Consider the following 6,598-nt stretch of genomic DNA (forward strand, 5'->3'; position numbering starts at 1 on the left):
AGTGGCAGCAGTATAGTGAAGGCGCTGGAATTGACCGATCTGGATATTGACCAGCAATTGCTGGGATTGCCAGGTGTTTCACTGGTGGTGTTTACCAGTGTCGGTTGTTCCAGTTGCCGTTGGGTGCGTCAACAATTGCCGGGCTGGCACTTGCCGGTGGACCGCGTGTGCTGGGTGGATGCCGGGCACAATGGTGGCGCGGTCGAACGCTACCAGATCTTTCATTTGCCCGCGTTATTCGTGGTGTGCGAGGGTCAATTCCTTGGACAAATACAGACCAGCCTTACACGCAGTGACGTTTCCACTGCCGTAAAACAAGCGCTCACCCGTACTCCAGAGGATTTGCCATGACAACAGTCGCACCCCGTTCACCCCGCATTGGCATCATCGGTACCGGCGCCATTGGTGGGTATTACGGCCTGATGTTGGCGCGTGCTGGCTTCGATGTGCACTTCTTGTTGCGCAGTGAATACGCCGCCGTCAGCGAACATGGCCTGCACCTCAACAGCACGGTGCACGGCAAACTGCACCTGCATCCGGTCCAGGCCTATGCCCGTGCTGCGGATATGCCGGCGTGCGATTGGTTGCTGGTAGGCACCAAGTCCACTGGCAATGTGGACTTGGCACCGACCCTCGCCCAGGTCTCGGCGCCGGACGCCAAGATCGTGCTGTTACAAAATGGCCTCGACGTCGAAGATAGTTTGCGCGAGCACCTGCCGCCGTCGCTGCACCTGTTGGGCGGCCTGTGCTATATCGGTGTGCACCGTTCCGGTCCTGGTGTTGTCGAGCATCAGGCGTTGGGGCGGGTCAACCTGGGTTACCACAGTGGCAGCGCAGCTGACGATGAGGCACGCCGCAAGGCCATCGTCGAAGAGGGCGCCGGGCTGTTTCACCAGGCCGGTATAGAGTCTCAGGCGATGGCCGATGTGCATCAGGCGCGCTGGCATAAACTGGTGTGGAATGTCCCCTACAACGGTCTTTCCGTGTTGCTGGGTACCGGCACTACGGCGCTGATGGCCGACGAGTCCAGCCGCGAATTGATCCAGGCGTTGATGGCTGAAGTGGTGCAGGGCGCCCGTGCCTGTGGCCATGACATTCCGGCCAGCTACGCCGGGCAGATGTTTGCGATGACTGAAACCATGGATGACTACCTGCCCAGCATGTACCACGACCACGTGCACAAGCGCCCGCTCGAACTGTCGGCGATTTACGCCCGTCCCCTGGCGGCGGCGAAGGCCGCAGGCTGTGAATTGCCACGCATGCAGGCGCTGTATCAGGCCTTGAGTTTTATAGATCGGCACAACCGCTGATTCGGGGGGGAACACCATGGCAAAGGGATTAGGCGACAAGCTGGTGCTGGCGATTTCTTCACGGGCACTGTTCGACCTGAGCGATAGCCACAAGGTCTACCTGACCGAGGGCGTGGAGGCTTATCGCAAGTACCAGATCGAGCACGAGGAAGAAACCCTGGAGCCCGGCGATGCCTTCCCGCTGGTCAAAAAACTGCTGAGCCTCAATGCCAGTTTGGGCCGTGCGCGGGTCGAGGTGGTGCTGGTGTCACGCAACAGCGCCGACACCGGCCTGCGGGTATTCAATTCTATCCAGTATTACGGCCTGGATATTTCCCGCGCCGCTTTCGTAGGCGGACGTAGTCCCTATCCTTATTTGGCCGCTTTTGGTTGCCATCTGTTTCTTTCTACCCATGCTGAAGATGTACGCAGCGCCCTCGATGCCGGGTTTGCGGCGGCGACGATTCTATCGGGCGGCGCGCGTCGAGCATCGAGTGAGGAATTGCGGATCGCGTTCGACGGGGATGCGGTGCTGTTCTCCGACGAGTCGGAGCGTGTGTACCAGGCCGGCGGCCTGGAAGCCTTCCAGGCCAGCGAGCGAGAGTCGGCGCGCCAACCTTTGCACGGTGGTCCGTTCAAAGGTTTCCTGGCGGCTCTCAACTTGCTGCAGCGAGAGTTTGCCGACGAGGCGTGCCCTATCCGCACCGCGTTGGTCACTGCGCGATCGGCGCCCTCCCATGAGCGGGTCATTCGAACGCTGCGCGAATGGGATATCCGCCTGGACGAATCATTGTTCCTCGGCGGTCTGGAGAAAGCGGCGTTTCTGGAGGCATTTGCCGCCGACGTGTTTTTCGATGACCAGGCCGGTCACTGCGAGAAGGCCAGGGAAGTGGTCGCTACCGGGCATGTACCCCATGGCATCAGCAATGAGTTGAAAATCCAGAGCGAGAGCTGAGCCGAACTGCCCCGGGCGCTGCTAAGCTCATTCAATCTCCGCCATCCTGGCCGTCCAGGAGGTTCTATGATTCGTTCGATGCTGTACGCCACGGACCTCGGTTTGTATGCGCCTTATGTGATGCAACATGCGCTGGCACTGGCCCGAACGTTCAAGGCGGATTTGTACGTGATTCATGTGGTTGAGCCCATCGGGTTGTTCGCCGAATCGGTGTTGCAGAGCTACCTTGATGAGCAGGCCTTGAGCGAGTGGCAGAGTCAGGGGCTGACCACGGTCATGGCGACGATCGAGCAACGGGTACTGGACAGTTTTCGTGAAGAGTTGGGGGAAGGGGAGCAAGACCTGAAGTTGATTCACTCGGTTCGAGTGATCCAGGGGGATCCTTGTGAGGTGATTCTCGACCAATTGCGTAAACTTTCCGTTGACCTGTTGATCGTAGGTAGTCATAGCCATGCAACCGCTGCGGCCACACCCCTTGGGCGAACCGCTGCACGGGTGCTGCAATTGGCGACAGTGCCGGTGTACATGGTGCCCTCGCTGCAGCGTCGACGCAGCGATGATATTTGATCGGTAAAAAACGATAAAAAGTTCTAGATTTATCCATCTAACCTTTAATATAGTTATATACCGTCGCTGATACCCGTGGCGTCTATCTGCTTTGAGGGATACATATGAAGCTTCAACAACTGCGCTACATCTGGGAAGTGGCGCACCACGACCTCAACGTTTCCGCTACTGCTCAAAGCCTTTACACCTCGCAACCCGGTATCAGCAAGCAGATCCGCCTGCTCGAAGACGAGTTGGGCGTCGAAGTGTTCGCGCGCAGTGGCAAGCACCTGACCCGCGTCACCCCGGCGGGCGAGCGCATCATCACCACCGCTGGCGAGATTCTGCGTAAAGTCGAAAGCATCAAGCAGATCGCCCAGGAGTTCTCCAACGAGAAGAAGGGCACCCTGTCGATCGCCACCACCCACACCCAGGCGCGCTATGCATTGCCGCCGGTGATCCGCGATTTTATCAAGCAATACCCTGACGTCGCCCTGCACATGCACCAGGGTTCGCCGATGCAGATCGCCGAGATGGCCGCTGACGGCACCGTCGATTTTGCCATCGCCACCGAAGCCCTGGAGCTGTTCGGTGATTTGGTGATGATGCCGTGCTACCGCTGGAACCGTTGCGTGGTCGTGCCCCAAGGCCACCCCCTGGCCAAGCTGCCGAAGCTGACACTGGAAGCCCTGGCCGAATACCCGATCGTCACTTACGTGTTTGGTTTTACTGGCCGCTCCAAGCTCGACGAAGCCTTCAGCCACCGTGGTCTTACACCGAAAGTGGTGTTCACCGCGGCAGACGCCGACGTGATCAAGACCTATGTTCGCCTGGGCCTGGGCGTGGGTATCGTCGCCAAGATGGCGGTCGATACCAACCTCGATAAGGATTTGGTGGTACTCGACGCCAGCGAGCTCTTCGAGTCCAGCGTGACCAAGATTGGCTTCCGCCGTGGCACGTTCCTGCGTGGTTTCATGTGCGATTTCATCGAAAAGTTCGCGCCGCACCTGACTCGCGAAGTCATGGCCAAGGCGATCCAGTGCCACAACAAGCAGGAGCTGGAAGAGCTATTCGATGGCGTGGAATTGCCGATTCATTGATACCGTCATTTGGCCTCGGTAACCGTAAAGTGTTGCCGAGCGCCCGCCACCAGAATCTCCACTTCATCCCCTTCGAACTTGCCCAGCAGGCTTTTGCCCAAGGGTGAGCGCGGGGTGATGACGGTCACTGGTTGCCCGACCACATCCACCTTCAAGCCTGCGCCGTCTGGTGCCAGGAACAGCCATTGCTGGCGGCCGTTTTCATCTTCAAGGCCCAGTAGAGCGCCGACTTCAATGCCACGCTGATCATCGTAAGCTCGCAGTGCCATGTTCTGGCACAGCGTCAGCGCCTGCTTTATTTCCTCTACACGCTTGGCTTGGCCCGCCGCCAGGTAGGAAGCCTCCAGCCCCAGGGTGTCGTATTTGTTCTCCGCAATGTTTTCTTCGTGGGTCGCGGTTTCGTAGGCGGTCTGCGCGGCGCGCTGGGCGATGTCGAGGTCGACGGTGAGTTTTTCCAGGACTAACGAGTGGACGGCATGCTTATTCATGGGTGTGTGGGGTCATTCGCAAAATTGCAGGACATTGGCCCGGCTCTTTTCATTGGGGGCGTTCTGGTCTTGTTGCAGCCAGAACTGGCATTTGGGGTTATTCAGGTTGCGCGCATTGTTACGGGCCTGGTCCAGGGATTGTTGCTGTTCCTGTTTACGCAGGTTCTCGGTGTACTGCTCGAACATGCGATTCGCCGGTTCGGGTGTGGCGACGGCAGGTTTGCCCAACTGTTGAACGGCCTGGGCGACGGGCGTCAGGCTTTGCGGGAACAGGTAGCGCGACGCCAGCCAGCTGGTCAGCACGATGGCGACAAACCCCAGCCATACGCCAAACGCGATGGCGACACTGAGTTTGAACAGGGGCAGCGAACGATCAGACATGGTGGCCTCCTGGCAGGTAATTGATGGCATGGCAGCAATTGTCGCACAGCCACTGTGCAGAATAATCGCGATCAAGCCTTCTGCATCGGCGCATTTATGCGGACAATCGAACCTTTGATCGTTGGAGCCCGGAATGAAAGCCCGCTGGGATATTTTTTGCAGCGTCGTCGACAACTATGGCGACATCGGCGTGACCTGGCGCCTGGCCCGGCAATTGGTGGTGGAGCACGGGTGTGAAGTGCGCTTGTGGGTCGATGACCTGCGGGCCTTCGAACGCATGTGCCCGGACATTGATGTGCGGATGGATCAGCAAACGCAAGAGGGGGTTGAGGTGCGTCACTGGCCGGCCGAATGGCCCGCTACCCCGTCCGCCGATGTGGTGATTGCTGCCTTCGCTTGTCAATTGCCGCCCGCTTACATGGAGGCCATGGCCGAACGCGAACGCACGCCGCTGTGGATGAACCTGGATTACCTCAGCGCCGAAGAATGGGTGGTCGGTTGCCATCGCTTGCCGTCGGTGAAGTTCAAGGGGGTGCAGAAGTACTTCTTCTTTCCCGGCTTTCGTCCGGGTACGGGCGGCCTTTTGCGCGAGGCTGGATTGCTGGAACAGCGTCAGGCTTTTCAACAAGACTTGGCTGCACAGCGACAATTCCTGCAAGCACTGGGGATTTTTCCTGCTGCCGACACACGACTGATGTCGCTGTTCGCCTACGAAAATGCCGGACTGGCCAGTTGGCTGGATGTGTTGGCGACGGACGGGCGTGCCACTCATCTATTGGTGCCGGAAGGGCGCATTCTCGGTGATGTGCAGCGTTGGCTGGATGTAGAGCGGTTAGCTGCGGGTGATATTCATCAGCGCGCTGCCCTGACCGTGCAGGTCATCCCGTTTGTGCGTCAGGAGCAATACGACCACCTGCTGTGGTGTTGCGACTTCAACGCGGTGCGCGGCGAAGACTCGTTCGTGCGTGCCCAGTGGGCGGGGCGGCCCATGTTGTGGCACATCTATCGCCAAGACGAAGACATTCACCTGGATAAGCTCGACGCCTTCCTGGCGCTGTATACCGCCGCTTTGTCACCGGCCGCCAAGGCCTCGGTGGTTGCGCTTTGGCAGGCCTGGAACACGAGTGGCGATATGGCACAGTCGTGGAAGATGCTGCTGGAACACTGGCCCGAGATTACCCAGCACGCCGAAAGCTGGTGTCTGGAACAAGGCTTGCAGGCAGATCTTGCGACGGCGCTGGTACAGTTTTATGAAAGTTGGATATGATACGCCACCTTGAATTTTGTAAATCCCATCCAAATTTCGGATATATGCAATGAAAACTGGTAAAGAACTGAAACCCGGTACCGTGATCCGTATCGACAACGACCCTTGGTTGGTTCAGAAAGCTGAGTTCACCAAGTCTGGTCGTAACAGCGCAATCATGAAGACCAAGCTGAAGAACCTGCTGACCGGTTACAAGACTGAAACCGTCTACAGCGCTGACGACAAGCTGGACGACGTGATCCTCGACCGCAAAGAAGCGACCCTGTCCTTCATCAGCGGCGACACCTACACGTTCATGGACACTACCGACTACACCATGTACGAGCTGAACGCTGAAGACATCGAAGCTGTTCTGCCGTTCATCGAAGAAGGCATGACCGACGTTTGCGAAGCGATCTTCTTCGAAGAGCGCCTGGTATCCGTAGAGCTGCCGACCACCATCGTACGTAAAGTGGCCTACACCGAAGGTTCCGCTCGCGGCGACACTTCGGGCAAAGTCATGAAGCCTGCCAAGCTGGCTAACGGCACCGAACTGCAAGTGGCTGACTTCATCGAAATCGACGACATGATCG

Annotated in this window: 9 protein-coding genes; 7 read left to right on the forward strand and 2 right to left on the reverse strand. The window is 58.3% G+C overall.

The window, feature by feature from the left end; all coding sequences use genetic code 11:
* From ACRESD_RS18200 to cysB, 5 genes are all read left to right on the forward strand, one after another.
* Positions 1–351 (forward strand): thioredoxin (locus ACRESD_RS18200; protein ID WP_431752189.1); only part of this gene is annotated, 351 nt, incomplete at its 5' end.
* Complete coding sequence (locus ACRESD_RS18205) at positions 348–1,310, forward strand: putative 2-dehydropantoate 2-reductase (RefSeq protein ID WP_431752190.1); 963 nt, start codon at positions 348–350, stop codon at positions 1,308–1,310. The genes ACRESD_RS18200 and ACRESD_RS18205, both read left to right, overlap by 4 nt.
* Before the next feature lie 16 nt (positions 1,311–1,326).
* Positions 1,327–2,244: a 5'-nucleotidase gene (locus tag ACRESD_RS18210; RefSeq protein WP_431752191.1), complete on the forward strand. Its 918-nt coding sequence runs from the start codon at positions 1,327–1,329 to the stop codon at positions 2,242–2,244.
* A 66-nt stretch (positions 2,245–2,310) separates the two neighbouring features.
* Entirely contained in the window at positions 2,311–2,811 is a 501-nt protein-coding gene (locus ACRESD_RS18215; RefSeq protein WP_431752192.1) for a universal stress protein, read from the forward strand.
* A 104-nt stretch (positions 2,812–2,915) separates the two neighbouring features.
* The gene (gene cysB / locus ACRESD_RS18220) at positions 2,916–3,890 is read left to right on the forward strand and encodes an HTH-type transcriptional regulator CysB (RefSeq protein ID WP_348748576.1); all 975 of its coding nucleotides are present in this window, start codon (positions 2,916–2,918) and stop codon (positions 3,888–3,890) included.
* 5 nt (positions 3,891–3,895) lie between these two features.
* On the opposite strand, the gene ACRESD_RS18225 is transcribed toward cysB, so the two are convergent.
* Both ACRESD_RS18225 and ACRESD_RS18230 read right to left on the reverse strand, forming a co-directional pair.
* Positions 3,896–4,378: a GreA/GreB family elongation factor gene (locus ACRESD_RS18225; RefSeq protein ID WP_431752193.1), complete on the reverse strand. Its 483-nt coding sequence runs from the start codon at positions 4,376–4,378 to the stop codon at positions 3,896–3,898.
* A gap of 12 nt (positions 4,379–4,390) precedes the next feature.
* A complete protein-coding gene (locus tag ACRESD_RS18230) occupies positions 4,391–4,759 on the reverse strand; it encodes a hypothetical protein (RefSeq protein WP_431752194.1) in 369 nt (122 codons plus the stop codon).
* A 133-nt stretch (positions 4,760–4,892) separates the two neighbouring features.
* On the opposite strand from ACRESD_RS18230, the gene earP reads away from it, so the two are divergent.
* Together earP and ACRESD_RS18240 are read left to right on the forward strand one after the other, a co-directional pair.
* A complete protein-coding gene (gene earP, locus ACRESD_RS18235; protein ID WP_431752195.1) occupies positions 4,893–6,026 on the forward strand; it encodes an elongation factor P maturation arginine rhamnosyltransferase EarP in 1,134 nt (377 codons plus the stop codon).
* A 49-nt stretch (positions 6,027–6,075) separates the two neighbouring features.
* Positions 6,076–6,598, forward strand: a 523-nt coding sequence (locus ACRESD_RS18240; protein ID WP_431752196.1) for an elongation factor P, incomplete at its 3' end; no start/stop codon positions are given.

Source organism: Pseudomonas sp. (assembly GCF_050739995.1).
Lineage (GTDB): Bacteria > Pseudomonadota > Gammaproteobacteria > Pseudomonadales > Pseudomonadaceae > Aquipseudomonas.